The 26,415-nt window shown below is 60.8% G+C and carries 19 protein-coding genes and 1 pseudogene; 7 read left to right on the top strand and 13 right to left on the bottom strand.

Features of this window, described 5'->3' with window-relative positions:
• Nucleotides 1–14: 14 nt before the first annotated feature.
• From QRN60_RS06450 to QRN60_RS06425, 6 genes are all read right to left on the bottom strand, one after another.
• Nucleotides 15–359, bottom strand: coding sequence for an AzlD domain-containing protein (locus QRN60_RS06450; RefSeq protein ID WP_003502544.1), 345 nt, complete (start codon nucleotides 357–359; stop codon nucleotides 15–17).
• Nucleotides 356–1,114, bottom strand: coding sequence for an AzlC family ABC transporter permease (locus QRN60_RS06445; RefSeq protein WP_003502543.1), 759 nt, complete (start codon nucleotides 1,112–1,114; stop codon nucleotides 356–358). Before QRN60_RS06445 ends, QRN60_RS06450 begins: the two co-directional genes overlap by 4 nt.
• A 167-nt stretch (nucleotides 1,115–1,281) precedes the next feature.
• On the bottom strand, nucleotides 1,282–3,789 hold the full coding sequence (gene clpA, locus QRN60_RS06440; protein ID WP_003502542.1) for an ATP-dependent Clp protease ATP-binding subunit ClpA: 2,508 nt from the start codon (nucleotides 3,787–3,789) through the stop codon (nucleotides 1,282–1,284).
• 10 nt (nucleotides 3,790–3,799) lie between these two features.
• A complete protein-coding gene (gene clpS / locus QRN60_RS06435; RefSeq protein ID WP_003502541.1) occupies nucleotides 3,800–4,156 on the bottom strand; it encodes an ATP-dependent Clp protease adapter ClpS in 357 nt (118 codons plus the stop codon).
• A 282-nt stretch (nucleotides 4,157–4,438) separates the two neighbouring features.
• Entirely contained in the window at nucleotides 4,439–7,021 is a 2,583-nt protein-coding gene (gene cckA, locus QRN60_RS06430; protein WP_111792765.1) for a cell cycle histidine kinase CckA, read from the bottom strand.
• Between the two features lie 174 nt (nucleotides 7,022–7,195).
• Entirely contained in the window at nucleotides 7,196–7,471 is a 276-nt protein-coding gene (locus QRN60_RS06425; protein WP_111780833.1) for a hypothetical protein, read from the bottom strand.
• 235 nt (nucleotides 7,472–7,706) lie between these two features.
• Between QRN60_RS06425 and QRN60_RS06420 the strand changes: the two genes are divergently transcribed.
• Nucleotides 7,707–8,948 carry a flagellar biosynthetic protein FliO gene (locus QRN60_RS06420; RefSeq protein ID WP_003502538.1) on the top strand — a complete coding sequence of 414 codons (1,242 nt, stop codon included), beginning with the start codon at nucleotides 7,707–7,709 and terminating at the stop codon, nucleotides 8,946–8,948.
• 108 nt (nucleotides 8,949–9,056) lie between these two features.
• Here the strand turns inward: QRN60_RS06420 and dksA are convergent, their stop codons facing one another.
• Complete coding sequence (gene dksA / locus QRN60_RS06415) at nucleotides 9,057–9,476, bottom strand: RNA polymerase-binding protein DksA (RefSeq protein ID WP_003496274.1); 420 nt, start codon at nucleotides 9,474–9,476, stop codon at nucleotides 9,057–9,059.
• A 302-nt stretch (nucleotides 9,477–9,778) separates the two neighbouring features.
• Between dksA and QRN60_RS06410 the strand changes: the two genes are divergently transcribed.
• The 4 genes from QRN60_RS06410 (at nucleotide 9,779) to QRN60_RS06395 (ending at nucleotide 13,628) form a co-directional block, all read left to right on the top strand.
• Nucleotides 9,779–10,255: a SixA phosphatase family protein gene (locus tag QRN60_RS06410; RefSeq protein WP_050816408.1), complete on the top strand. Its 477-nt coding sequence runs from the start codon at nucleotides 9,779–9,781 to the stop codon at nucleotides 10,253–10,255.
• A gap of 128 nt (nucleotides 10,256–10,383) precedes the next feature.
• Complete coding sequence (locus tag QRN60_RS06405; RefSeq protein ID WP_003502536.1) at nucleotides 10,384–11,862, top strand: YcjX family GTP-binding protein; 1,479 nt, start codon at nucleotides 10,384–10,386, stop codon at nucleotides 11,860–11,862.
• Entirely contained in the window at nucleotides 11,859–12,938 is a 1,080-nt protein-coding gene (locus QRN60_RS06400; RefSeq protein ID WP_111780835.1) for a YcjF family protein, read from the top strand. The genes QRN60_RS06405 and QRN60_RS06400 overlap by 4 nt, the downstream gene beginning before the upstream one ends.
• 129 nt (nucleotides 12,939–13,067) lie before the next feature.
• The gene (locus QRN60_RS06395; protein ID WP_003502534.1) at nucleotides 13,068–13,628 is read left to right on the top strand and encodes a hypothetical protein; all 561 of its coding nucleotides are present in this window, start codon (nucleotides 13,068–13,070) and stop codon (nucleotides 13,626–13,628) included.
• 14 nt (nucleotides 13,629–13,642) lie between these two features.
• Here QRN60_RS06395 and folK read toward each other — a convergent pair whose 3' ends face one another.
• The 3 genes from folK to folP form a co-directional block, all read right to left on the bottom strand.
• Entirely contained in the window at nucleotides 13,643–14,179 is a 537-nt protein-coding gene (folK, locus tag QRN60_RS06390; protein WP_003502533.1) for a 2-amino-4-hydroxy-6-hydroxymethyldihydropteridine diphosphokinase, read from the bottom strand.
• Nucleotides 14,163–14,528, bottom strand: coding sequence for a dihydroneopterin aldolase (gene folB / locus QRN60_RS06385; RefSeq protein WP_003502532.1), 366 nt, complete (start codon nucleotides 14,526–14,528; stop codon nucleotides 14,163–14,165). The genes folK and folB overlap by 17 nt, the downstream gene beginning before the upstream one ends.
• A gap of 78 nt (nucleotides 14,529–14,606) precedes the next feature.
• Complete coding sequence (gene folP, locus QRN60_RS06380; RefSeq protein WP_107675495.1) at nucleotides 14,607–15,392, bottom strand: dihydropteroate synthase; 786 nt, start codon at nucleotides 15,390–15,392, stop codon at nucleotides 14,607–14,609.
• A 179-nt stretch (nucleotides 15,393–15,571) separates the two neighbouring features.
• Here folP and QRN60_RS06375 point away from each other — a divergent pair, with 179 nt between their 5' ends.
• Nucleotides 15,572–16,198, top strand: coding sequence for a DUF922 domain-containing Zn-dependent protease (locus QRN60_RS06375; RefSeq protein ID WP_112292687.1), 627 nt, complete (start codon nucleotides 15,572–15,574; stop codon nucleotides 16,196–16,198).
• A gap of 306 nt (nucleotides 16,199–16,504) precedes the next feature.
• Here the strand turns inward: QRN60_RS06375 and QRN60_RS06370 are convergent, their stop codons facing one another.
• Nucleotides 16,505–16,825: a 2Fe-2S iron-sulfur cluster-binding protein gene (locus QRN60_RS06370; protein WP_003502527.1), complete on the bottom strand. Its 321-nt coding sequence runs from the start codon at nucleotides 16,823–16,825 to the stop codon at nucleotides 16,505–16,507.
• A 130-nt stretch (nucleotides 16,826–16,955) separates the two neighbouring features.
• A complete protein-coding gene (locus tag QRN60_RS06365; RefSeq protein ID WP_020810831.1) occupies nucleotides 16,956–17,324 on the bottom strand; it encodes an Hpt domain-containing protein in 369 nt (122 codons plus the stop codon).
• 478 nt (nucleotides 17,325–17,802) lie between these two features.
• Between QRN60_RS06365 and QRN60_RS06360 the strand changes: the two genes are divergently transcribed.
• The gene (locus QRN60_RS06360; protein ID WP_129565062.1) at nucleotides 17,803–24,150 is read left to right on the top strand and encodes an apolipoprotein A-IV repeat region-like domain-containing protein; all 6,348 of its coding nucleotides are present in this window, start codon (nucleotides 17,803–17,805) and stop codon (nucleotides 24,148–24,150) included.
• A gap of 93 nt (nucleotides 24,151–24,243) precedes the next feature.
• Here the strand turns inward: QRN60_RS06360 and QRN60_RS06355 are convergent.
• Nucleotides 24,244–26,191 (bottom strand): annotated as a pseudogene (locus QRN60_RS06355) (GTP-binding protein).
• Nucleotides 26,192–26,415 lie beyond the last annotated feature (224 nt).

The raw sequence follows: 26,415 nt of genomic DNA, 5'->3' as shown, positions 1-26,415 counted from the left end.
GGATAAAGCGAGCATCAGAAACCGAGTGCGAACAATCCACCCGCCAGAAGCAGGATCGGAACAGCCACACCGACGATGACCCGTTGGCCCGCCAGCAGAAATGCGATGAAACCGAGTGTGGCAGCGCCGATGCGCAGCCATAGGGGTGACGCCTCAAGCGTACCGGTTGGAAAGACGATCAGCTTGGCGGTGACGGCCATGACGAGTGCGGTGGCAACCGCCCTTACCCAGTGCAGGGCCTCGGAATCTTCCTTCAGGCGGTTACCGGCGAGAACGCCGAGCCAGCGCCAGAGATCGGTCGCCAGCCAGCCGGCAATCGCGATGAAAAGATAGGGCGCCCACCAATGTTCGGTCATCATGGTTCGCTCTCCGGCGAGACGGGCTTTATCCGGCGACGAAACACGAGGCGGTCGATCAGATAGGCCGCCGTACCGCCGCCGATCCCGGCATAGAGAATGTCGAATTCCGGCGCAATCACCGCGAAGGCGGGTCCGGCGATGACGCCGATGACGAAGGCGACCTTGACGACGGAATGACGGGCCGAAGCCCAGATCGATGCCACGAAATAGACCGGTGTGAGAAAAAACAGCACGCCGGCGACGAGAGGCGGAAAGGCGGCGACGATGCCGTAACACAGGCCGACGATGATGGCATTGACCACGGTGAGCGTAATACCGAAACCGGCAAACCAGGCGGCGCGGGCTTCACGCGGCACCTTGGAAAGATTCTGCGTGGCAAAGACCCAGGCGGTGATTGCAACGAAATGTGAGAGGAACAGTAAAATCCATGTCGGCGTTTTCGCGCCGCGCATTTCCGGAACGATGGAGGCGACCATCGGCATCATCCGGACCGAAGACAGCGTCACCGCCAGAAAACAGGCGGCGAGATTGGCGCCGCCGACCATGGAACCAATCAGGATCATCTTGGCCGGCAAGGCCCAGATGACAAGCGTCATGAACACGGCTTCGCCGCGCGCAACCCCGGATTCGAGTGCGAAAGCGCTGAAACCGACGAAAGATGTCATGAGAATGAGCGAGGGCAGCGAGAATATGCCCCGCATCCCCCGGAAAAACCAGCCGCGCAATGGGATGGTATCGCTGTCGGCAGTGTGCATTGCTGACCCACTCGAGCATGTCGCCCGAGAATGCCGTGGCCTCGGGGTAACGTCATGCATGAAACAAAAATGAAACGCGTCGCAGGTATCAGGTAAAACGCGACGCATTTCATACATGAAAATGCCGGGCTTTCGCCCGGCACCGGTTTATCGATCAAAGACCGTGATCATTTTTTCTTCGGCACTTTCGGCACCGTATTGGTCTTGCGCCGCGGCTTGCTGGCCTCATCGGACTTATCGGCCTCGGCAACAAGGACATCCGCCTCTTCCTTGGCTTTTGCCGCCTTGGAAGCAGTTTTTGCCTTTGCCTTGCCCGGCGATTTGGCGGCCTTCAGTTCGGCCTCCGGCTGCGGCTTAACGGGCGCGGTTTCCGGCAGAACCTCAAGCTTGAGGCCGTCGGAGCCGTCATCCTTCTTGCCGACGGTGACGCTGACGACGCCGCCCTTCTTGAGCTTGCCAAAGAGGATTTCGTTGGCGAGCGGCTTCTTGATGTGCTCCTGGATCACGCGCGACAGCGGGCGTGCGCCCATCTTTTCGTCGTAACCCTTCTCCGCCAGCCACGAGATCGCATCTTCATGCAGATCGAAGGTGACGTTGCGCTCAGAGAGCTGGGTTTCCAGCTGCATGACGAACTTCTGCACCACCTTGTGGATAACAGCGGTCGGCAGCGGCGAGAACGGAATGATCGCATCCAGACGGTTGCGGAATTCCGGTGTGAACAGGCGGTTGATCGCCTCTTCATCCTCGCCCGTGCGTCGCGAAGAACCGAAACCGATGGCCGATTTCGCCATTTCGGAAGCACCCGCATTGGTCGTCATGATGAGGATGACGTTGCGGAAGTCGATCTTCTTGCCGTTATGGTCGGTCAGCGAGCCATGGTCCATTACCTGCAACAGGATGTTGTAGATGTCCGGATGGGCCTTCTCGATCTCGTCCAGCAACACCACGGAATGCGGATGCTGATCGACGCCATCGGTCAAGAGACCGCCCTGATCGAAGCCGACATAACCGGGAGGTGCACCGAGCAGACGCGAGACGGTATGGCGCTCCATATATTCCGACATGTCGAACCGCAGCATCTCGACGCCAAGCGAGGCGGCAAGCTGCTTGGCCACCTCCGTCTTGCCCACGCCCGTCGGGCCGGAGAAGACATAGGAGCCGATCGGCTTGTTCGGTTCGCGAAGGCCGGCACGCGCCAGCTTGATCGCCGTGGCGAGAGCCTCGATGGCGATATCCTGACCGTAAACAACCGAGCGCAGTTCCTTTTCAAGGTTGGCGAGGACCATCTCGTCATCCTTGGAAACCGTCTTCGCGGGAATGCGGGCCATCGTCGCGATGGTGACCTCGATTTCCTTTTCGGTTATCAGCTTGCGGCGCTTGGACGCTGGCAGCAACATCTGCGCCGCACCGGTTTCGTCAATCACGTCGATTGCCTTGTCCGGCAGTTTCCGGTCGGAAATGTAGCGGGCCGACAATTCAACGGCCGCCTTGATCGCATCGTTGGAATATCGCAGGTGGTGATATTCCTCAAAATAGGGCTTCAGGCCCTTCATGATCGCGATGGTGTCATCGATAGAAGGCTCGTTGACGTCGATCTTCTGGAAGCGGCGCACGAGCGCACGATCCTTCTCGAAGAACTGGCGATATTCCTTATAGGTGGTCGAACCGATGCAGCGGATCGCACCCGAAGACAGGGCCGGCTTCAGCAGGTTCGAAGCATCCATTGCGCCGCCGGAGGTGGCGCCCGCGCCGATGACGGTGTGAATTTCATCGATGAACAGAACCGCGCCCGGATACTCTTCGAGTTCCTTGACGACCTGCTTCAGACGCTCTTCGAAATCACCGCGATAACGGGTTCCGGCGAGCAGCGTGCCCATGTCGAGCGAGAAGATCGTGTCATTGGCCAGCGCTTCCGGCACCTTGCCTTCAACGATACGCTTGGCCAGACCTTCGGCGATCGCCGTCTTGCCCACGCCGGGATCGCCCACATAAAGCGGGTTGTTCTTGGAGCGGCGGCAGAGAATCTGGATCGTGCGGTTGACCTCGTCGTGACGGCCGATCAACGGATCGATCTTGCCGTTTTTCGCCTTTTCATTGAGGTTGACGCAATACGCCTTCAGCGCATCCTGCTGCTTCTTGGCGGAAGATCCCTCTTCCTCGGGATTGCTGCGGCTCGCCTTGTTTTCACCTTCGGGCTCATCAGCACCGCGCGGCGCGCGCGTCTGCGACGTGCCCGGACGCTTGCCGATGCCGTGGGAGATGTAATTGACCGCATCGTAACGGGTCATCTCCTGCTCCTGCAGGAAATAGGCGGCGTGGCTTTCGCGCTCGGCGAAAATGGCGACGAGCACGTTCGCGCCGGTCACTTCCTCGCGGCCGGATGATTGCACGTGAATGACGGCCCGCTGGATGACCCGCTGGAAGCCGGATGTGGGCTTGGAATCCTCGTCGTAACCGGTCACGAGGTTGGTCAGTTCGTTGTCGACGTAATCGCTGACAGTCTTGCGCAGCGCATCGAGATCGACGTTGCAGGCGCCCATCACGGCAGCGGCATCCGCGTCGTCGATCAGCGCCAGAAGGAGATGTTCAAGCGTCGCATATTCGTGGTGACGCTCATTTGCAAAGGTCAGTGCCTGGTGCAGCGCCTTCTCGAGACTCGGGGAAAAAGTTGGCACGTTGCGATCCTCATTTCTTTTCCATGACGCATTGCAGCGGATGCTGGTGCTGTCGGGCGAAATCCATGACCTGGCTTACTTTCGTCTCTGCGACCTCATATGTAAACACCCCGCATTCGCCCACGCCGTGCTGGTGCACGTGCAGCATGATACGGGTTGCCGCTTCGCGATCCTTCTGGAAAAAACGCTCCAGAATGTGGATGACAAACTCCATGGGAGTGTAGTCGTCATTCAGTAAAAGAACACGGTACAAATTCGGTCTTTTCGTCTTAGGCTTGACGCGGGTGATAACAGACGTTCCGCGGTTGGTGCCGCCGCCGTCTTCCCCTTCGCCCTCGCCCTGCATGTAGATCGGCTTAGCGATCATCTTTCATCATTCTCCAAACTGTTCTCAAACCGACAGTTCTTTGCCAGGAGGGAGAACTTCGCCTCTTCATATCTAGGTCGTTAAGACGCGATTTTAAGCCCCTTGCGAAACGGTGCAATCACTATTGCGTTTGCGAAGAGGCAAACCTCGGGAAAAGTGCAGATATGGAGGCAGCTAAAGCGCGGGAAGACATGAGCCAGCATTGGCGGCATGTTTTCAGGCCGGACGCAAATGGGTACGACAGGTCTCAGCGCTGCCGAATCCGGTTCGCCGCCGCTGGCCTTACTCCTTGTCGTCAAGCATTTCGCGGACGGCGATGGCGAGCTGCTTCAGCGAGAACGGTTTCGGCAGGAAACCGAACTTGGCGTCCGCCGGAAGGTTCTTTGCGAAGGCATCCTCGGCATAACCCGAAACGAAGATGAATTTCAGGTCGGGATAGGACTTGCGCAATTCTCTCAGTAGCGACGGACCATCCATTTCCGGCATCACGACGTCGGAAACGACGATATCGACCTTGCCCTCCAGTTCCTCCATCACCTCCAGCGCCTCGGTGCCGGAACCGGCCTCGTGCACGGTGTAGCCACGGGTTTCCAGCATGCGCTTGCCACCGCGCCGCACCGCCTCCTCGTCTTCCACCAGAAGCACGACGGCGGAGTTGCCGGTGAGGTCCAGCGGTTCTTCCTTCACGGGCTCGGGGGCGGCCACGGGGGCGAGAGCCGCCTGACCAGGCTGCTGGCCGGCAACGGCTTCCACCACATGGCGCGGCAGGTAGATACGGAAGGCAGTGCCCTTGCCCACTTCCGATTCGGGATAAATGTAACCGCCCGACTGCTTGACGATGCCATAGACCATAGAGAGGCCAAGGCCCGTGCCCTTGCCCACTTCCTTGGTGGTGAAGAAGGGCTCAAAAATCTTGTCCATGATCTCGGGCGGAATACCCGTGCCGTTATCGGCAACTTCCACCATCACCATGTCTTCTGCCGGGAATTCCGGACGGCCAAGCGCTGCGATCTCTTTCTCGTCGACGTTGCGCGTCCTGATGGTGATCTTGCCACCGTCGGGCATGGCGTCACGCGCATTGACGCAGAGATTGATGAGCACCTGCTCGAATTGCGACAGGTCGGTCTTTACCGGCCACAGATCACGGCCATAATCGACCTCCAGCTTGACATTGGTGCCTGATATCAACCGGTCGACCAGCATGCGCAGATCGCCGATCACGTCGGTCAGGTTGAGGATCGCCGGGCGCATGGTCTGCTTGCGCGAGAATGCCAGCAGCTGGCGCACCAGCACCGCTGCGCGATTGGCGTTGCGCTTGATCTCCATGAGGTCGGCAAAGCTCGGATCGGCCGGCCTCGCCTGCAGCAGCAGATGGTCGGACGACAGCAGGATGGCGGTCAACACGTTGTTGAAATCGTGGGCGATGCCGCCTGCGAGCGTGCCCACCGCATTCATCTTCTGCGTCTGCGCCATCTGGGTTTCGAGCGCCTTCTGCTCGGTCACCTCTATAGCGTAAACGATCGCCACCTCTTCCGGGGCTTCATCATCCTGATCGATCACGGCATTGACGTAGAAACGGAAATGCCTGCCCTCGTCGCTCGGATGGCGGGAATCGAAGGGCGCGATATCGCCCTGACGATCCTTGGCTTCGGCCAGCGCCTGTTCGAGCCGCGGCTTTTCGTTGTCGTGAAGCACGGTTTCAAGCGCCACGCCACGGTCGATATCATCGCGCCCGACAACGCCGGAGAACAGCTTGAGGAAAGGCGCGTTGATGCGCAGGATGCGGCCATCGCCGTCGAGCGAGGCAATCGCCATCGGCGTGTTGTTGAAAAAGCGGGTAAAGCGCATGGCGGAGGAGGATTCGGTGTCCTCCTGCCCCTTCGGACGCATAAGCACAATGGTCCGGCTCTCACCCGGCGCGCCGTCCTTTGCGGTGACCTGATGCACAAGGCGGGCCGGCATGCTCTGGCCGTTGACGCGGCGCATGTCGAGATCAAGGATTTCGGTGCGCTTGGCAGCCCCCTGGGGCTGGACGGATTCGATCAGCGCCATGCCTTCGCCGGCGACGATGTCGGAAACGGTCATCGAACCGGGTGAAAACTGCGCGAGATCTATGCCGAGCCATTCGGACAGGGTGGCGTTCAGATAAACGATCTCGCCCTTGCGCCCGGCGGAAAAGAAACCAGCCGGGGCATGATCGAGGTAATCGATGGCATTCTGCAATTCGCGGAAAAAGCGCTCTTGATCCTCGCGTTCCGGCGTGATGTCGGCGATCTGGAAGACGTGCAGCCCCTCGCCGCCGGCATCCTTCAGCACCCGCCCTTTCAGCCGGTACCAGTGCGGCCCCGCATTGGAATCCTCGCCCAGCGGTTTCAGCAGCCGGAATTCTTCGTAACCGTCTCGGCCTTCGCGCAGCACGTTGATGAGCCGGTAAAGCGCTTCGGTGGATTCCCGGCTGCGCGACAGAAGCGTCTCGAGGCTCTGGATATCGCTCGCCTTCGTGGTGCCGCTCATGCGGCAATAGGTGGCGTTGGCATAAACCATATGCCCCTTGGCGTCGGTAATCAGCGTACCTTCGGGGTGAGCCGACAGGAAGCGGCGGGCAAGCCCGTCAGATTGCGACTGCGGCATGACCTCGATGAAGCCGATGATCGACGACACCAGAAAGAAGATGCCCATCATCGCCAGCACGCCGAGAATGCCGAGCACGATTTCGTTTTCCAGCGAATCCTTGAAATAGACAAAGGCGGCGGCAGCCGCGATCAGAACCAGCGCCAGAAGCAGAATGCGCAGCACCGTGCCGGAACGGGCACGCCTGTCCACCAGCGGAAGGTCGTTGTCGCTTGTCTCGCGCACCCGTGTCATCTTGGCCTCGCAGTCGTGCAGGTCGTCATTCGGTCAGCCCTATTTCCTTGACGGAATCGGGCAGCAGAATTTCTTGTAGCAACTCGCTTGACCGGCAAAAAGCTCCGCCAGGACACAAAGGCTTAAAAACGCACAGCGAAAACGGCCTGAAAGGTGTATAAAAGCGTTGAGAGACTACTGCCTGGTACAGGTAAGCTCCTTCACCTGACATTGGATGCGTGGCGCGGAACAGACGATCTTGCCGTCAGCGACGGTGCAAACCGAGCATCCGTCAGTGAAGTCGAGGCAGGAGGGATTATCGCGCACGAACTCCGCCATGGTCGCTACGTTATCCGGCGCCTTGTCTTCGGCCCTCACGATCGAATGCGGGAACGCGAAAGAGGATAGCAACAGCAAAACAACAATGAAATGCCGGGCAAGGGAGCCGTCAATGCGCAATGCTTGGAACATTCAGAACCGCTCCTTCGTCAAAAGAATTGCAACTTTCACTGTCTCTCAGCATTGAAGGACGAGATGAGGCGCTTTGGTGGCGTCTTCACGTTTGAGGCGGCAATCCTGTGGGGTGAAATGAATAAACCTTGTATCGCGCCCAAAAAAATCGTCTTTTCCTGCTTGATGTTCACAATATAAGAACCACGGCAATATTAATTGCCCAAGAAATTAAAAAGCCAGAAAATCTGAAGGGATGATCTCCATGATGGAAGATTTTATCGGCACCTATGGAAACCGTCTCATCGTCGCCGTTGTTGGTGTGGGCGTGGCCCTGCTCATTCTGGCGATTGCGCTGTGGCTTATGCGCAGACGCAGCGGTTCGGCCCCATTCATTCGAGGCGGGCGCAACCGGCAGCCGCGCCTGCAGGTTCTCGACGCAACGGCCGTGGATGCGCGCCGCCGTCTGGTGCTGGTGCGCCGCGACAATGTCGAGCATCTGGTCATGATCGGCGGCCCGACGGATATCGTCATCGAAAGCGGCATAGGCGCGATCCCAATCGTCAGGGATGTGCAGGAGCCGGAACTGAAGGCGCTGCCGCGTCAGGAAAGCGAACAGAAGAGAGCCGAGCCGACGATCCAGCAGGAACGTCGCCCCGCCCTGCCGCAACAGCAGCCCGTTGCCGCTGCGGCCCCCGTTTCCGTGCCTGAAGAACCCGCAAGGCAACCACAACGGCCGGAGCCGCCGGCACCTGCGCCGCGTCCCGCACCCGTTGCAGCAGCAGCCGCTCAGGTTCCGCCACGCCCATCAACCCCGCCGCAACCCGTCTCCACGCCTGTAACGGCGCGCGAACCCGCTCCGCCGGCAAGACAGGCCGCGCCCGAGCGGGAGACAGTTCGGCCCACGCCGCCGCCAATACCGGTTGCTGCGGCTACAGCTGCCGTCTTGCCCATGGCGGCCGCGTCGCTAGACATGGCCGCAGCCCGGACGGAACCCAGGCGTGCCGAACCCGTCGCGCCCGCTCCGGCACCCGTCGCACCGCCGATCCCGGCACAGACGCCCGTACAGGCAAAGGCGGAAGAACGGACTGCGGAATTCGCCCCGCCGGTTTTTGCCGCACGCGAGCCGGTGATCGACCAATCCATCGCCGCTGATTTTCTCGACGCGGCCCGGGAGCGTGTCCTTCCCGACCTGAATCCAGGGCAGACGACGCCCCCCGCACCGTTTCCGCCCAGACCTGAAAATCCGGCTGTGGCTTCCAATGACGCCGAACCGAAATTTTCCGACGAGCTCGCCAGCGATTTCGAGAGCTTCCTCGAGGCGGAGATCGCCAAGAGCAAGGAGGCGGATAACGAACCGTCCATCGCCCCTGCCGCGGAAAAGCAGGCCAAGACCCAGCCCGCCTCCCCGCCTGTCACCGGCGCTTCACCGGATGGAGACATGCAGAAGGAAATGGCGCGTATCTTCGGAGAACTTTCCGTTACCCGTGACCGCTGACGGGCGCGGGCCTTTCGACCAGAAATTCGAAATAGAAAAAGGGCACGGAAGCGAATTCCGTGCCCTTTTTATTTGCCTGCGATTTGAAGGCCTGCTTGCCGCAGCGCCTTATTCGTCGCGGTAGACTTTTTCGCGACGCTCGTGACGCTCCTGCGCCTCGATGGAGAGCGTTGCAATCGGGCGGGCGTCCAGACGCTTGAGGCCGATAGGCTCGCCCGTTTCCTCACAGTAACCGTAAGTGCCGTCTTCGATCCGCTGAAGGGCTGCATCGATCTTTGAAATCAGCTTGCGCTGACGGTCGCGGGCGCGAAGTTCGATCGCCCGGTCCGTTTCGGAAGAAGCCCGATCAGCGAGATCGGGATGGTTGGCGCTTTCTTCAGCGAGATGTCCGAGGGTCTCGCGCGCTTCTCTAAGGATGTCATTTTTCCAGGCGACCAGCTTCGCGCGGAAGTATGCCCGTTGGCTGGCATTCATGAACTCATCGTCTTCCGAGAGCACATATTTGCTAAGATCGATCTTCTCACTCAACGCGATTCTCCTCGAAGAACATCTCAATGCGGCGGTGTATACTCCAATGATAGTGGCCGATTCAAGTCTGCAGATCAGTTTTCAGGCATTTTTAAAACTGACACAAAAATCATCTAAATGACTAATTTTTATTCTTTATTCGTATTGAAGCGAACTCTTCTTCAATCACGTCAACGCGACTTACCAACAGGAAAGAGGACTTGCGGTCCTGCAACCCTATCCTGTAGCATTCATACCGTGCCCTGACATTCGAACGCCGGTCCCCGCCCTTGACAGCATCTTCCCCGAGCCGAGTTTATCTTCTGCGCCACGCCAAGGCCGCCTGGGCGGCACCTGGAGAACGGGATTTCGACCGGGGATTGAACGAAGCCGGTTTTGCCGAGGCGGAGGTCATCGCCGACCTTGCCGCCGACCGGCATTACCGCCCCGATCTGCTTCTGTCATCCACGGCCGCGCGCTGCCGGCAAACCACGCAGGCCTGGCAACGGGCCTTCAACGAAGGCATAGACATCTTCTACGTCGATGAGATGTATAATGCGCGCAGCGAGACCTATCTGTCGCTTATTGCCGCTCAGGCGGAGGCGCCGTCGGTGATGCTGGTGGGTCACAACCCCACCATGGAGGCGACGCTGGAGGCGATGATCGGCGAGGACCTGCTGCATGCCGCCCTGCCCTCGGGCTTTCCGACATCGGGCCTTGCAGTTCTCGACCATGATGACAGCGCCGCAAACGGTAAAAATCGCTGGCGGCTGGTCGATTTCCTCGCACCGGGCAAATAATCGCTGCGGCCTTTCATAAGAATTTTGCAGAGCGGCGTTCTGAAAATCCGCTGAAGCGCTTCTTTTTTGGGCAGCCGCAGCTCCCTATATTGCAGCGGTGACCGTTAAACACAGCCAGGAAACTGCCATTGTCGCCTTCTCTTACGTCCCTGACAGACAGCGCGCTGATCGCTTTCGATAATCTGGCCGACCGTGCGAGCAACCTCACCCATCCGACATTGCGGCTTGGCGTCACCGGCCTTTCGCGGGCGGGAAAGACGGTTTTCATCTCTTCCCTGGTCCACAATCTTCTGAATGGCGGGCGACTGCCGCTGTTCGAGGCCATGCGGTCCGGGCGCGTCTCGAATGTGCGTCTTGAACCGCAGCCGGACGACGCCATTCCCCGTTTTCAATATGAGGATCATATTCAGGCGCTGGTGCGCGACCGGCTGTGGCCGGATTCGACGCGGGCGATATCGGAACTCAGGATCACGCTGGATTACCAGAGCGCCAGCGGCTGGGGCCGGTGGTTTTCCGCCGGCAAGCTTTCCATTGATATCGTTGATTATCCCGGCGAATGGCTGCTCGACCTGCCGCTTCTATCGCAGGATTACAAACAGTTCAGCGATGCGACCGTCGCCCTTGCCGGAAGCGGCGTCCGTGCCGAACTGGCGCAGGAATGGCTGGCGATCGCCTCTTCGCTCGATATCAACGCGCCGGCCGACGAAATGACGGCCCGACGTCTGGCCGAAAGTTTCGCAGCCTATCTGAAAGCCTGCAAGTCCGACGAGAGATCACTCTCAACCCTGCCGCCCGGCCGTTTCCTGATGCCCGGCGATCTGGAAGGGTCGCCCGCACTGACCTTCGCGCCGCTTCCGGGCCTCACCGACGAGAAAGCGCCCAAGGGCTCGCTGCGCGCCATGATGGAACGGCGCTACGACGCTTATAAGTCGATTGTGGTCAAACCCTTCTTCCGCGAGCATTTTGCCCGCCTCGACCGGCAGATCGTCCTGATCGACACGCTGCAGGCCGTCAATCGCGGGCCGGAAGCCGTGCAGGATCTGGAGCGTGCGCTCGGTGATGTGCTTGCCTGTTTCCGCCCCGGCACCAACAGCCTGCTGTCGTCGCTGATCGGCAGGCGAATCGACAAGGTGCTGATTGCCGCCACCAAGGCCGACCATCTGCACCATGAAAGCCATGACCGGCTGGAGCGCCTGACCCGCCGTCTGGTGGACCGCGCCATCACGACAATCGGCATGAACGGCGCCGGCATCGAGGTCATGGCGCTCGCTTCCGTGCGCGCCACCCGCGAGGCGAGCGTGCGCCAGGACGGCCACGAGCTGCCTGTCATCGTCGGCACGCCGATAGCAGGTGAAACCATCAATGGCGAGACCTTCGATGGCAATCGCAAGACGGCGATCTTTCCCGGCGACCTGCCCGAGGATCCGGAACCGCTGTTCCGCAGCATCGACCGGGATGGCGACAAGGCATCGCTGCCCGACGTCAATGTCGTGCGCTTCCGCCCGCCGAACATAGATGAGCCGGGCAGCGGCGGCATCCGGCTTTCCGTTCCCCATATCAGGCTCGACCGCGCCATGCAGTTCCTGTTCGGAGACAAGCTCGCATGAAGGCTCCCACACAAAACGATCCGCAGACACGCCGCCCCGCGGCTTTCACGCTCGATACCGAGGAGACGACACGGTCGTCCGCCACACAGAAGCGCGCACCGCGAAGCTTCGACGCCGAGATTTCACTGACACCCGACGAGGACGATCCGTTTCTGGCGCCCGAGGGAATCGATGCCAATGCGCTGCCGGTCGCGACGCCGAAGAAAAGCCGCTTCTCCTTCGGTAAGCTCGCGCTCGGTGCGCTGGGCGTCCTGTTCTCGCTTGCCTTCGGGCTGTGGGCGGATCAACTTATACGCAATCTCTTCTCCCGCTCCGACTGGCTGGGTTATACCGCGACGATCGCCCTCATCGTGGCGCTTTTTGCGGTTCTTGCCCTCGTCGGCCGCGAAGTCTTCGGCATCATGCGGCTCAATGCCGTGCAGTCTCTCAAGGCGGATGCTGAGACGGCGAGCCTCGACAAGAGCCCGAAACCTGCGCGCGCCATCGTCACCCGCCTGAATGCCGTCCTCTCCCACCGGGCCGAAACGGCCAAGGGGCGAGCGGCGCTGAAGGAAACGGAAAGTGACGTCATCGACGGCCCGCATCTGATCGAGCTTGCCGAACGCGAGCTGCTCGTGCCGCTCGACCGGCAAGCGCGGGCACTGATTCTCAATTCGTCCAAGCGCGTCTCCGTCGTCACTGCCGTCAGCCCACGCGCTGTGGTCGATCTCGCTTATGTGCTGTTTGAAGTCACGCGGCTGGTGCGCGCCATGGCGGAGCTTTATGGCGGCCGCCCCGGCACGCTCGGCATGCTCAAGCTTCTGCGGGATGTCGTCGCACATCTCGCCGTCACGGGGTCGATTGCCGTCGGTGACGGCCTTGCCCAGCAGGTTCTCGGTCACGGCCTTGCCTCGAAACTCTCCGCACGTCTCGGCGAAGGCGTCATCAACGGCCTGATGACGGCGCGAATCGGCATTGCGGCGATGGATCTGTGCCGTCCGCTGCCGTTCAGGGCGGTGAAGCGTCCGGGGATCGGCGACTTCATGTCCGACCTCACACCCGATCTAAGCGGGGGAAAAACCGGTGAAAAAGCCTGATCTACCGGGCATTTACGGTTCAAAAGGTTACGGACAAAGCCGCAAATGAGAGTGAAATAAACCAAGCATTAACCATTCCGCCGGTAGATTGCAGCCTATCGAACAGGCTTCTTCGCCGGGGAAAGTATCATGTATTCGCGCTTCTTTTCGCTTGTGGGCGGGCTTGCCGCCATATTGTCCGTCAGCGGTGGTTTCGGCATGTCTGACGTCCATGCCGCATCGCGCGATCGCGACGACGTGTTTTTCCGCTCCGTGGCCGGTGTCTGGAAAGGTCCGGGCGAAATCGTTGCCGGCAAATACAAAGGCACCAAATTCACCTGCGATCTGACGGGCGAACCGCTCGACGACAAGCAGACCGGCATCAAGCTCGGCGGCACCTGCCGCGTCGGCGTCTTCAGCCAGCCCATGTCGGCCGTCATCAGCCAGAACGGCAACAGCTACGAGGGCAAGTTCCTCGACGGCGCCGAAGGCAAGGGACTGGACATCACCTCCGGACAGGTGAGCGGTGACAAGGTCGTCGTCGGCATCAACCGCGCCAAGCTCAACGGCGCCATGGTCGCCCGCGTCTCCAAAGACAATTCGATGAACATCACCATTTCCGTCAAGGTCGCCGACCAGATGATCCCGGTCATCGGCGTGACATTGGCGCGCGATATTGATCAGATCGCTGTCGGCTCCATCAAGCCGTAAACGCCATACTCTTCTCAGCCATCACCAAGCGGGAGTGTCCACCACTCCCGCTTTTCGTTTGCGCTGACAATGCCTGTTTTGTCCGCCTGCCGTAGCCATTCCCGCACGGCCTTGCCCCTGACTTCGAGATCGGATGCAATATCGGCGAGCGGCATCAGCACGAAAGCGCGTTCCGTCATGCGTGGATGCGGCACTTCAATGCTTTCCGTTACGAGAGACTCGTTCCCATAGGTAAGCACATCAATATCGATGGTGCGCGGACCCCAGCGCTCCGTCCGCACGCGTTTCATGCCCTTTTCGATATCAAGGCACAATTGCAAGAGCGCGGGCGCTGAAAGCGAGGTTTCGACCAAAGCGCAGCAATTGAAGAAATCCGCCTGATCCGTCTTGCCCCAGGGCGGCGTGCGATAAAGTCCGGAAACGGCCAGCACGCGGCAATCCTCGTGTGCATCGAGTTCTCGGAGCGCCCTTGCCATGGCGGCGGCGGGATCGCCGATATTGCCGCCAAGGCCCAATGCGGCGACGGTCTTCTTCTCAGGCACGGTGTTCAACGCTCACCTGCGCATAATCGAGAATGCCGGGAACCGGCGCCGATGGTTTGCGCACTGTGATCCTGAGCCAGACGATCTGCGGATAACGGGCACGCAGCGCCTTGGCGATATCGTTCGCCAGCGCCTCGATGAGATAGCGGCGCTGCCCCACGACGATTTTTTCGATGACGGCAAAGGCCACGCCGTAATCGACGGTATTTTCAATATCGTCGGTTTCCAGCGCATCACCCGCCTCGACTTCCATCTCGGCATCGACGAAAAAGCGCTGGCCCAGCACCTCCTCCTGCTCGAGAAGACCATGACGGGCGAAGAAAGAACAGTTTTTCAGGATGATGGTATAGCGGCTCATCGCATCGCCTCCATGGCAGGACTGTTTCTCCAGAAAGCCGCCCCCTCTTGGGGACATGGCATTCCGGCACTCATTGATCTACGCATCGGCCTTTGCCGACGTTTTGGCAAGAACCGCATCGGCGATTGCCAGTGCATCGCGCGTTGCAGCGACATTGTGCACGCGAAAAATCGAAGCACCCGCCAACCTCAGGATCGCGGTGGTCGCAGCCGTTCCGATATCGCGTTCCGCTGCCGCATCCCGGCCCGTCAGCGACCCGATGAAACGCTTGCGCGACGTACCGGCGAGAACCGGAAGGCCGAAAGCGGCAAGCTCGCCGAAACGTGCCATCAGTTCGACATTTTCCCGCTCGTCCTTGGCAAAACCAAAACCGGGATCGAGCACGACGGCATCGCGGGCAATACCCGCATCCTCGGCGATCTCGAGCGAGCGATTGAGGAATTCGAACTGGTCGGCGACCACATCGGCAAGCTTCTGCCGGTCGCGGCCGGTATGCATGATGCAGACCCCGGCGCGGGTGGCGGCGACCACGCCGGCCATTTCCATGTCCTTCTGCAGGCCGAAGACGTCATTGACGATATGTGCGCCGGCGCTGATCGCCAGCTTCGCCGTCGAAGCGCGGTAGGTATCGACGGAAATCAGCACATCCGTCTCGCGGCGCAGCTTCTCGATGACGGGCAGCACCCGGTCCTGTTCCTGGGCTTCCGTCACCGCGGCGGCACCCGGCCGCGTGGATTCACCGCCGATATCGATGATGTCAGCACCCTCTTCCACGCAGGTCAGCGCATGGGAAAAAGCCGAATCGACGGCAAGATAACGGCCGCCATCGGAAAAGGAATCGGGCGTTGCATTGACGATGGCCATAATACGGCCACGCCCATCAAGTTTCAGGGAGCGACCATGGGCCGCTTGCCACGCGTTGCTGCCGGCTGTTATCACGTAACACGCGCCTTTCGGGAATAACGGAGTGTTATGCCAATTCTTATAAGTTCCGCTCCGCCTATGCAGCAAACCTTTTTGAAGTTCAACCGGAAGGCCGGGTCATGACTAAATCATCACGTGCTCTTTGCGTCGCTTTGGCGGGCGCAATGGCACTTTCCCTACCCGGATCGGCATTTTCCGACACCATCGTCCGCAAGACCTATTCCTATTTTTCGATTGGCGGCAAAACGGCGGCCGATCTCGACCAGCAGCTTTCCAAGCACGGACCGCTGACCCGCAATACCGGCGCGCGTCATCCCGGCGCTACCGAAATCAAATTCGGGGGTGAGCTCACCTATGTGGAGAAAAACGGCCTTTGCAGCGTCGGAACCGCCAAAGTGGTGCTGAACACCCGCATTCTCCTGCCGCAATGGAAAAACCGCCGTCGCACCACGGCGGAACTGGCCTTCATCTGGGATACGCTGCTTGCCGATATCAAGCGCCACGAGGAACGCCATGCGGAAATCGCCCGCACCCATGCCCGTTCGCTTGAAAGACAGCTGACCTCGCTTCGGCCGCAGAAAAGCTGCGAGACACTGCAGGAAATGGTCGGCAAGATCACCCAGACGGTGATGGACGAGCATGACCGGGACCAGATGCGCTTCGACGTCGTGGAATCGAAAAATTTCGATGCCCGCATGACCCGGCTTTTGAAAAACCGGCTCGAGCAGAGCCAGAATCGTCGCTGACGGTCATTGGCCGTACCTTCCAGAATCTCGGGGAAAATCACGGACATGACGTAACGTCATGTCCTATATCACCCGTGAATTCTCGCCGTGGTGCGGTCGGCAAGACTCATTGTAGCTTGTTCATACGGTTTGAAATGGTTGCGGCCCAAGGCGGGTCCGGCGGTTGCAACCGTCTCCGGTTCTCCCGGTGCGCACTTGAGGGCTCGCAGGTGTTTCCTCCCTCGCCTGCATGCGCGTACCCGCCTCGCCCCGCTCCCCGCTACCAGGTGAGCGGGGCTTTTTCTGCGTGAAGCAATACGGAAATTTTCAGCCCTGACGCTCGGGAACATGAACGACGAGACCATCAAGCTCGTCATTCATCTTGATCTGACAGGAGAGCCGCGAGGTGGGGCGCACGTCGAAGGCGAAGTCCAGCATGTCCTCTTCCATCGGTTCCGGTCCGCCGACGCGCTCGGCCCAGGCGTCGTCGACATAGACATGACAGGTCGCACAGGCGCAGGCGCCGCCGCATTCCGCATCGATGCCGGGAATGGAGTTGCGCACCGCATTCTCCATGACGGTGGAGCCGTTGCTCACGTCGAGTTCATGGGGCGTGCCGTCAAAGGCAACGATGGTCAGTTTTGTCATGCCGGAAATCCAAAATGTGATCTAAGAACTGTTCTAAACACATAGAAAGGCCGCTCCGCCTTGGCAACCCGCTTCGAGGGCGCTTAGACGCAACCGGCCTTGCAAAATGGCAAATTTGATGGATTACGCCTCAGCGGCAAAGCTTGAGGATGAAATTTTCGGCTTCGACAATGGTTGCCGCGAGTTTTGCGATCGCCGCGCTGTCCTTGCCCTTGTCTTCCACTGCTGCCGCGGCTGCGGAAATGGCGGATGCGCCGACGGCCTGCGCCGACCCCTTCAGACGGTGGGCCGTCGCCATGACGGTCTTGTCGTCCGCACCCGCCATTTCATGCAGGGCGGCGCGGGCGTTGCGGCTGAAGAGTTGCAGCACCTCGATCTCCAGATCCTTGTCGCCCATCGTCTGCCGGGCGAGATGATCGAAATCGATCGGTTTTTTACCGGTGGCAGGCGCGCCGCCGCAATTATCGGGAGCTTCGAAAACAATACTGACCGCTGCCATGGCTGAAATCCTGTCTCACCGTTTCCTGTTTCGTGTCACATCTGTGTCGTATTCACGCATCCGGGCGGCTGCTATCAGCTTAAATTACGGCGTGACGCGGGCGAAAATCTTCTGCTATGGTTAATTTATGTTAAACTTATGCGAAACAAGGCGTTCAGCGTGAAACTCAGGTTTAAAAACTGTTAAAAAGCCGACACTTCGCCACCGCCGCAAATCCGCATTAATTGTTTCGAACACCTAAATGTGTCACTACGGTACTGCCGTTCCCGCAGGGCTTAAGCTCAAGCTTTGTTATTGCGGCACAGTGATGTAATTTCGCCCGAAAGCTGGACCACCAGCAATTCGGGATTTGGTAAATGGCGGAATTGTTCTCTCTTCAAGGGATAATGTTCCGCTGGCATGATGGCGGCAGTCTGCTTGCGGATCGCAAGTGGTCAACGGCATGAAGCCGGGCGTATGTGTAACGAGGCGTAACCGCATGGCGAATAACAAGATCAGCGACTCTGTCGACGAGACTGCATTTCAGGCATTGGAAGATGCCCTGCAGCTTGGCGCTTTCGAAGAAAAGCCGGAGACGCGGAAAACTGCAGCGCCGAAGCAGCCGGAGGCCAGATTGAAGGAAGCAAGCAGACAGACCCCTGCTCCCGAGGCCGCGCGCGCGCCTGCCGAACAGACACCCAGATCGCCCAATCTCGAAGCGGCCAATGACGGTTCCAAGCGCAGCCCGGCCATGATCCTGAAATCGCTGGAAGGCGGCTCCATCGGCGGCGCGCTGCGCAACGCCACGATCATGTCGGTCATCTGGGCGCTCGGCGGCCTTGGTATCGCACATCTTCTCTATGGCAATGCGCTCTGGAACATCGCCTCGCTGGCTGATCTCACCGCTATCCCCGGCCTGATGGCAATCGTCGTCGGCATCCTTGTTCCCATCATGCTGTTCTTCGCCTTCGCGATCATGATGGCGCGTGCCCGCGATCTGCGGAACGCCGCCCGCTCCATGGCCGAAGTCGCCCTTCGTCTTGCCGAGCCCGAAACGGTAGCGTCCGACCGCATCATGTCCGTTGGTCAGGCGGTGCGCCGCGAAGTCTCGGCCATGAATGACGGCATCGAGCGCACAATCGCCCGCGCGACGGAACTCGAAACCCTCGTTCATTCCGAAGTCAACGCGCTCGAACGCAGCTATGCCGACAATGAACTGCGCGTGCGCAGCCTCGTGCAGGAACTGACCGCCGAGCGTGACGCCATCGTCAATCACGCCGAGCGCATCCGCTCCTCCATCGTCGGCGCGCAGGAACAGATTAAAGAAGAGCTTTCCATCGTCGGCGAAGAGCTTTCGATGCGGATCGCCACGACCGGCGAGGCTTTCGCCTCTATGATCGACACGCGTTCGGCTGCGCTGCTCGAAAAATCGCGCGCCTCGACCGAAGCGATGGGCAGCCTGATCGCCGCCAAGACCGAAAACCTGCTCCAGGCGCTGAACTCCTCGGGCTCGACGATCTCCAACGAATTCGACATGCGCCTGCATAATCTCACCTCGACGCTGGACGAGCGCGGTGAAGTGCTGCTGGAGCGTTTCGCGATCCATGCTTCGACGCTGGATAGCGGCGTGGAAAGCCTCAACAGCGCGCTTGAGGAACGCACTCGCCAGCTCAACGAGACGCTGTCCAACCGCACGCTGGAACTCAATCGCAATATCGAACGCGGCCAGCAGGTCATCGGCGGTTCGCTCGATACGGTTCTCGACAAGCTGTCCACGACGCTTGAAGAAAAGGGCCTCTCCTTCCGCCAGAGCCTGCAGAGCACGGCTGACGATGCGATCATGGATCTCGATCTTCGCTCCGGCCTTTACGAGGAGCGCATGCAGGCGACGGTAGGCCAGGTCAACTCGGCCTTCGACGTGCATGTGGCGCAATTCGCCAGCGCCTTCGACCAGCGCGCCGGCAGCCTCGACAGCAAGCTGATGGAAAGTCTCGCCCGCATCAACGAAACCGTTGCCGGCGGCTCCGAAGCGCTCGACACCATGCTGAGCGCCGGTCTGGAGCGTATCGGCACCACCATGACCGATCAGTCGCTGGCGCTCGCAACTGCGCTGGGCACGGGTCAGGAAATGCTGGAAAGCGCGCTTGAAATCCGGACTCAGGCCTTCAGCGACGCGATCGGCCAGCGCACCGCCGAAATCACCGACGCCTTCGCCAATTCTCACGAGAAGATCGACGCTGTGCTGTCGGAACGCAGCAACGCCCTGTTCGGTGCGCTCTCAGCCAGCCAGAACCGTTTCGACGAGGCACTCGCCAGCCGTTCGATGGCGATTACCGGCTCCGTCTCCGGCACGGCCGAACGCCTTGCCGCCATGCTCGACGAACGCGCCGCCGCGATCAACAGTGTCGTTGCCGATGTCGAGCGCCGCCTTTCGGACACGCTCGAAACCCGGGCTGCCGCCATCACCGGTGCTGTTTCCGGCATCGAGGATCGTATTTCCGATACGCTGGAAAGCCGCACGGCTGCCCTGCACGACGTCGTCGCCGGTGCGGAAAGCCGTATCGCCGATACGCTTGACGGCCGCACGGCCGCTCTTTCCAGCGCCATTTCCGGCGTCGAGGAACGCATCGCCGATACGATGGACAGCCGCACCCTTTCGCTCGACATGACCTTTGCCAATGTCGAGGAAAGACTGTCCGAGACGCTCGACAACCGTACCTCTGCCCTCACCGGCATTGTGGCGAGCGCTGAAGAGAAAATCGCCGGCGCGCTCGACAGCCGCACGGCCACCTTCGGCGACGTGGTCGCCGGTGCTGAAACCCGTATCGCGGAAACGCTGGATGGCCGCACCGCCGCTCTCAACGCCGTGGTCTCCGGCGCTGAAGAACGCATCGCCGATGCGCTCGACAGCCGTACCATGGCGCTCGACATGGCATTCTCCGGCGCGGAGGAAAAAATCACCGAAGCGCTCGACACGCGCACCGCAGCCCTTGGCGAACTGGTGGCCGGCGCCGAGACCCGTATTGCCAGCGCGCTTGACAGCCGCACGGATTCGCTGAAGACCGTCGTTTCCGGCGCCGAAGAGCGGATTACGGATGTTCTCGACAGCCGCACCATGGCGCTCGACATGAGCTTCTCCGGCGTCGAGGAAAAGATCGCCGATATTCTCGATGGTCGCACCACGGCCCTGCAGAACGCCGTTTCCGGTGTCGAAGACCGCATTGCAGACGCATTGGACAGCCGTACCGCTGCCCTTTCCGGCATCGTGGCAGGCGCGGAAGAACGCATCGCGGATGCGCTGGACAGCCGCACTCTTGCGCTCGATATGACGATTTCTGGTGTCGAGGAGCGTATCGCCGAGGCGATGGATGCCAGAGCATCGTCGCTTTCGCTTGCGGCGGCCGGTGTCGGCCAGCGTCTCGAATCCACCGCATTCACGCTTGAGAACGCGCTTGCCAGCGGTCACGAGCGGCTCGAAACCATGCTCGGCTCCCAGGCCGAGCGCATTGCCGGCTCGCTGGAGCGCAATAGCGGCCTGATCGAGCAGAGTGTCTCGGGCGCGGCCAACCGCATCGAAAGCGTCGTTGAAGACGGCAGCACCCGTTTTGCCCAGACGGTGGAAGAAGGTGTGTCCCGCCTCGAAACCAACCTCTCGCAATCGCATGAGGATATTCGCACGGCGCTCGACCAGCGCCAGGCGGACCTTGCTGCGACGCTCAGCTCCGCCACGACGCAGATGGGCGACATGCTTTCCGAGCAGGCTATGATGATCGGCACCACGGTCGCCTCCAGCGCCAGCATGCTTGAACTGTCGCTCGAGACCCAGCAGGACACGCTGCAGAAGGCAATCGACGGCAGTGCTGCGACGCTGGAAGAGCGTCTTCGCAACAGCGCCGGTGATATCGCCGTCAAGATCGGCGAGGCAGCCCGCGAAATCGGCGGGGCCACCGACGCCCTATCCGCCCGCATCGAAACATCGATCGGCAATGTCACAACCCGTCTCGACGAGACAGGCGCCCGCATCGAGACATCTCTCGACACCCTGCAGACCCGCGTCGGTGGCGATCTCGCCAACGTCAACAGCTCGATCGAGGACGCCGGCCGCCGCTTCGCCGACGCGCTGGAAGACAAGACGGCCGTGTTCGCCCGCACCAGCGACGAGGCCGCCGAGCGCATCACCGGCATTCTGGACGAACAGACCACGCGTGTCGCAGATACGCTGGAAAGCCGCACCAGCCGCCTGGCAGAAACCTTCGATAGCGGCACGGCCCGCATCGATGAGCGCCTCGGCACCATGGACCGTGCGCTGACGATCGGCCTCGAAAACGTCAACCGCACCATTGAAGGCAAGGCGAGCGATCTCGCTGTCAGCCTGCGCGGCGCGGTCACGTCGGCCACCCAGAGCATCGGCGATGAAGCGGCCCGCTCATCCGCCCTGCTCTCGAAATCCGGTTCGGAATTTGCAGAACAGGTGCAGGCGCAGAACGAAGCCTTCACCAAGGCCATCGAAGAGCGCTCCGGCGAGATCGTTAACCGCATCTCGGATGCGCAGACCCGTCTCTCCGGCCAGGCCGCCGCCGTGGCCCAGACCTTCTCCGAGGCAGGCAACATTATCGTCAACAAGGTTGCCGAGGCTGAAGCCGTCGTCCGCTCTCAGGTCGGTGTCATTTCCGAAACGCTGACGGGTGTCGAATCGGCCCTCGACGCGCGCGGTGAATCCATCCGCTCGGCGCTGGACAACCGCACCCGCGAACTCAACTCGATGCTGGCCAGCCGCTCTGCGGAGCTGTCTCGCCTGATCGAGGAGAAAGCCAAGCCTATCGTCGACGAATATGCCACCATCGGCCGCGAAGCCGCCGAGAAGATCGTTTCCGCCGCCCAGCAGAGCGCCGAGCTTCTCTCGCAGAGCAACAGCGGCATGGTCGGCATGGTGGAACAGGCGATCAGTGACTATGCCGCTGCCGGAACGGATGCGGCGGGCAAGCTCGTCGCAGCCACCCGCCAGAGCACGGATATGCTGTCCGAGACCCATACTGCTATGGCGGACGCCGTCGAACAGGGCATCGACAAATATGCCCGCGCCGGCAGCGATGCCGCCAACAAGCTGGTCGCCGCCACCCGCCAGAGCACGGACATGCTGTCGCAGACCCATAACAGCATGGCCGAGATCGTTGAACAGTCGGCAACCAACTTCAATTCCGCCGTTGAGCGCGCCGCACAGGGCTTCGGCGCGGCAGATGAGGCATTGAACGCCTCGGCGACCCGCTTCTCCGAATCCGCCTCGCAGGCCGCCGACATGGTGTCCAGCTCCAGCCGTCTGCTCGAAGGAAAGATCGACCGCCTGTCGAATATTTCCGGCCAGACGCTGGCGCAGGTTGCCGGTATCGTCGGACGCTTCGAAGAACATTCGAAGGTGCTGAGCCAGGCATCCGAACTGCTCAATGCCGCACAGTCGAGCCTCGTCGGCACGCTGGAGGAACGCCAGGATGCGCTGCGCAGCCTGTCCGTCGGCCTCGTCAAGCGCTCCGAGGAAATCGAAAGCGCCATGCGCAACGTCGTCGGCGTCGTGGAAACCACGCTCAACGAAGCCGAAGAGCGTTCGCAGAATGTCGCCGGCAATCTGCGTGACAATCTGCAGGCGTCCTTCACCGATATCGGCCGCTCGCTCGACGAGACCGAACAGCGCGCCCGCTCGGCGGCACAGACCATGCGGGGCGCCCTGCTCTCCGCCGGTCAGGATGCCAGCCGCTCGATCGAAAGCACGCTCTCCGACGCGCAGAAATACTCCGACGAGCTGGTGAACCGCCTGCGCGGCGGTGTCGAGTCCTCGCTTTCGGAAGTCGACAATCTTCTGGGCAGCGCCTCGGAAAAATCGAATGCCGCCGCCGCCAACCTCAAGGAAACGCTGCGTCAGGCCGTCGAGGAGGCCGTTAGCCGCTTTGCCGGTGCAACGGACGAAATCCGCCGCTCCAGCCACGACATCCGCCGCGAGCTGGATGCGACACGCGCCGAACTGAAGCGCGGCGCCTTCGACCTGCCGGAAGAAGCCAAGGAAAGCGCTGCCGCCATGCGCCGCGCCGTTTCCGAGCAGATCAAGGCCCTGCAGGATATTTCCCACCTTGTCGGTCGTTCGACCCACCAGATGGAAGTGTCCGAACCGGTCGCCCGTGCCATCGCCGCGACCCAGCCTGCCGCTGAACGCCGCGTCGAGACGCGTCCGCAGCCGGCAGCAGCCGCTCCGGTACAACAGCGCCCGGCACAGCCGCAGCCTGCTGCTGCCCCTGCCTTGCGTGGCACCCTGCCGCTTGAAAACCGCCAGGTCGAGAACCGTCAGGCACCTGCCCCGGCTCCCACTGGCGCTGCCGCTCCCGCTGGACGTCGTGAAGAAGGCGGTGGCTGGATCAGCGATCTTCTGCGCGGCGCCTCACAGGAAACGGCAGCCGCTTCCGCACCCCGCACCGAGCAGCAGCCAACGCGTGCGGCCGATACCCGCAATCCGCGGCACATGGTGGAATCGCTGAACTCGCTCTCCGTCGACATCGCCCGCGCCATCGACCACGATGCGTCCGTGGAACTGTGGCGCCGTTACCAGCGCGGCGAGCGCGACGTCTTCACTCGTCGCCTCTACACGCTGAAGGGCCAGACGACGTTTGACGAGATCAAGCGCAAATACGAGCGGGAGGCTGAATTCCGCACCGCCGTGGACCGCTACATCACCGATTTCGAAAAGCTGCTCGCCGATGTGGCCCGCACGGATCGCGACCGGACAGTCACCCAGTCCTACCTCACCTCCGATACCGGCAAGGTCTATACGATGCTTGCCCATGCCGCGGGCCGGTTCAACTGACAGGAGGTCACGCGGAGAGGATCCCTCTCCGCGTTGCCTGTTCAAGTCTGATGTGAAAAATGACCGTCGCGGAATATTTGATTTCCGCGGCGGTCATTCTGCATTTCGGCGCAGGCTCAGCAGATAATCGCGCTCATTGAACGGATCAGCACCCGACCGCCGGCGCGGCGGCGGCGGATTATCCGCCCGTGCATAGTGGCTGAACGACGTTTCCATCGCGCCCATGCCACCCGTCAGCCCCGGCACCTGCTGCTGAACACCCTGAACCATTGCCGACGCTATCGTCCCTTCAAGCCTTGCCATGCCGCCGGAGATAACGGCGTTTCTGGTGACTGCACCCGCTTTGGCAAGAACGGTGCTCAGGCGTGTCATCGCTGCCGCCGGCGCTTCGAGGTGGAAGTGATCGATCGGTTCACAAACGTAGGTTTGCGCTTCGGTCAGCGCCATTGCCAGCACCCATGGTGTCAGCTGCCGGAAATCGGCAGCCGTGCTTGACGGTGCACTCTGCCGGGCGGCCGTCATGGCGACATGGCAATCCACCACCCGCCAACCGAATATGCCCTGCTTCAGCGTTTCGAATACGGTCTCCTCGACCGCTCGATAAAAGCTTGCGGGCATCTGGCCCACCTCCACCTCCAGTGCGAAGCTGTTTCCCGCACCATCCGGTCTTGGCTCGACCCGCAATCCGACGGTGGCGATAAAGGGGTTTGGTGCCTTGAAGATGGTTTGAAGTCCGCCCGATACCTGCCAGCCTTTCCACGCAGATAATCGTGCTGTCCTCAAATTCGGCCTCGATGCCAAACCCCGTCAACAGTTCCGATTGGATGATCTCCTTTTGCACCTCGCCATAGAGCGATACGAAAACCTCGTTCGTCTCGTCGTTCCTTCGCAATCCGACAAGCGGATCCTGCTCGGTCAGCTGGTTCAGCGCCAGCCAGAGCGCCGCGTGCTCAGCCGGACGGCGGGAAACGACTCGTGTTTCAAGCGTGGGTGGAGCGAAATGAAACGGGCTGTCGGCAACCGCGTCCGCGCCAACCCTGTCGCCGATCCGGGCACTCGTAAAGCCGGTGACGCGGGCGATCTGACCGGCGCGGAGATGCGTCGAATTGTGAACGTGACCGTCCTCGAACAGCTGTATTCCGGTCACTCTTACCGGTCCCTGCGGCAAAGGCAGATACTGCCGGAGCTGGATCGTTCCGGATGTCAAATGCAGATATGACAGCTTTTCACCGCCCCATCCGCGTTCGATCTTGAAGATTTTTCCCGAGACTTCTCCCTCGGGGTCGGGTTGACGAGCGGGCAGCATGTCGACAATGGCCGATATCAAAGCCGGCAGGCCGGCTCCCGTCATCGCCGCACCGGCAAAAGCCGGATGCACCAGCCCATGGGCGGTCTGATGCGCGAGCGATTGGAGGAGTCTTTCGGCCTCCACACCGTCGGGCGTCAAAAGATAGTCGCGCAACAGGTCCTCGTCATTCTCGGCAAGGATTTCGCAGAGGATGGAGAAAAACGGCTCGCTCTTCACATCCGGAGCCTCCACCCGCGCGGACTTGCCGCCAGCGCCAGTGACAGTCGACATGGCGATCGGGCGCGCCCTCAACTGATCGGCGAGGTTCTGCACGACCTCATCATAGCGCGCGCCGGGGCGATCGACCTTGTTGATGAAGAATACGAACGGGACTGCGAGACGTTGCAACGCCCGAACAAGTATCCGCGTTTGCGCCTGCACGCCTTCCACGGCCGAAACCACAACCACCGCTGCATCAAGCAGCCCCAACACACGCTCGACTTCCGCAATGAAATCGGGATGGCCGGGCGTATCGATGAGATTGACGACGGTATCGCCAATGGTGAAGGACACGACAGCGGCCCTGATGGTGATGCCGCGCTGCCGCTCCAGTTCGAGGCTGTCTGTCTGTGTATTACCGGTATCGACGCTGCCCAGCCTGTCGATTACGCCGGTGTCAAATAGGAGACGCTCCGTAAGGCTAGTCTTGCCTGCGTCTACGTGGGCGAGGATGCCCAGATTCAAAGTGCGCATGAACCCTCAACTTCTCAGAAACTCCAAGGTGATTTTCGTGAGAAGGGACTCGGCGCATTGGGACCTCTATGTGCTAAAAACCATGATCTGGTGCGCAAATCTCCGCCGGTTCGCGGAGATGCGCGCGAATTTAAAACCCTCGTCGGGATATATGTCAAGGACGGCCATCCCGGTGTCCGCTCCATCAGGCGTCGCGCGGCGCGCGATCACAGAAGCCACCGGTA

This window comes from Agrobacterium sp. CFBP2214, from assembly GCF_030209895.1.
GTDB classification, from domain to species: domain Bacteria; phylum Pseudomonadota; class Alphaproteobacteria; order Rhizobiales; family Rhizobiaceae; genus Agrobacterium; species Agrobacterium radiobacter.
This window is presented reverse-complemented; position numbering and strand designations above follow the sequence as displayed.